This window comes from uncultured Thiodictyon sp. (genome assembly GCA_903837595.1).
Lineage (GTDB): Bacteria > Pseudomonadota > Gammaproteobacteria > Chromatiales > Chromatiaceae > Thiodictyon.
The window spans coordinates 1-1,880 of the sequence record CAILVI010000389.1; the positions used below are offsets into that span (position 1 = coordinate 1).

Sequence of the window (1,880 nt, forward strand, 5' to 3'; positions counted from 1 at the left end):
CAGCTCGAATAACCGCCGCCGGGCACGGCGCCGGACCCGGGCACACCGGCGACCGTGACGCACCAGCGCGTACCTGTGCGACAACCCTCCCGGCACCCCCCAGGGCTTCCCGCTGCAACCCCTGGTCAGGGCAAACGCACCCCGCAACGGCCAACGCCAGCGCCCACCGGCGCCGACTCCGCCCCATGTCAGCCGGAGGCAGGGTGATGCTTCAGGGCTGGCAAGCGAGCAGCAGTTCTCATTTTGGCATTTACACGTTAAGGTGGTCGGCCCGTCGCAACCGGACCCTCCCTGATGAGTGCACCTTTTGGCCCCTACGTTGTCACCTTGGACGACATCACCAAGCAGCTGCGCCGGACCTTTGCGGGGTTCATCGACCGGCGCACGGGCAAGAACACGACGTACACAATGGTCGATGCGGGGCTGAGCGCCTTCTCGGTGTTCTTCATGCAAAGCCCCTCGTTTCTGGAGTACCAACGCAGCCTGGAACAACGGCGCGGGGAAAATAACGCCCGGACGCTGTTTGGTGTCCATGACATTCCCTCGGACAATCACACCCGCAACCTGCTCGACCCCACCCCGCCCAGTGCGGTGGAGCCGATGTATGCGTATCTCTTCAATGCGTTGGAGCAGGCCGGCGTGGTCGATGCCCACCGCTCGGTCGGCCAGACGCTGCTCCTTGCCCTGGACGGGACGGAGTATTTCTCCTCGGCGAACATCCACTGTGAGCACTGTTCCACGCGCCGTCACGCCAACGGCAAGGTGACGTATGTCCACACGGCGGTCACACCGGTGCTGGTGAAGCCGGGCAGCGACAAGGTCATTGCGCTGGCCCCGGAGTTCGTGCAACCCCAGGACGGCGCCCTGAAACAAGACTGCGAGCTCACCGCCGCCAAGCGCTGGCTGGCTCGGCACGGCACGCACTTCAGCCACCTGAAGACGACCGTCCTCGGCGACGATCTCTACTGCCACGAGCCGTTTTGCCGCACCTTGCAGTCGCTGGGGCTGGGCTTCATCCTGGTCTGTAAGCCGACGTCGCACGCCACGGTGTACGACTGGGTCGCGCATCTGGAGCGCAGCGGCGCTGTCCACACCGTGGTGCACACCCGCTGGACCGGCAAGCGCCACGAGACGGACACTTATCGCTTTGCCCACGCCATCCCCTTGTGCGACGCCGACGGGGCGCTGGAGGTCAATTGGTGCGAACTCACCACCACCGATGGGCACGGCAAGATCCTGTATCGCAACGCCTTTGCCACCACCTTTGCGCTGACTGCCGAGCGCGTGGTCGAGGTCGTCGCGGCCGGCCGCAGCCGGTGGAAGATCGAGAACGAAAACAACAACGTTCTCAAGACCAAGGGCTACCATTTCGAACACAACTACGGTCACGGCCAACAGCATTTGTCATCGCTCCTGGCCAGTCTCATCATCCTTGCGTTCCTGACGCACACGGTGCTGGAGTGGATGGACGACAGCTACCGGCTGCTGCGCCAGAAGCTGCCCTCACGCCAGCGCCTGTTCAACGACATCCGTACCCTGACCACCTACCTGTGCTTCGACAGCTGGACGGCGCTGACGGCCTTCATGCTGAACAGCTTCGAGCCGCCGCCCCCGCAGCCGGAAACAGGCTGAGTTTGCCAAAATGAGAATTGCTGACGCCCCACGGGGAGCGAAGCTGCAATATGAGGACATAGAGAGCTCATTCCATACAGCCGCGCGAGGACGGCCAAGCCGTGAGCCGCCCGGTCAGGCGCCAGCGCGATCTCCAGGGTCGCCGGGTGGCTGGTCGTGGTGTTCTCCTTGCTGTCGAAGGACACCGCGGCAGCAATTCTCATTTTGGCAAACTCAGCCTGTTTCCGGCTGCGGGGGCGGCGGCTCGA

1 pseudogene is annotated in these 1,880 nt (G+C 64.0%); it reads left to right on the forward strand.

From position 1 onward, the window contains the following. Nucleotides 1-294: 294 nt before the first annotated feature. Nucleotides 295-1,542 (forward strand): annotated as a pseudogene (locus tag QZY44_RS23350) (ISNCY family transposase); the annotation flags it as partial. Between the last annotated feature and the right edge of the window lie 338 nt (nt 1,543-1,880).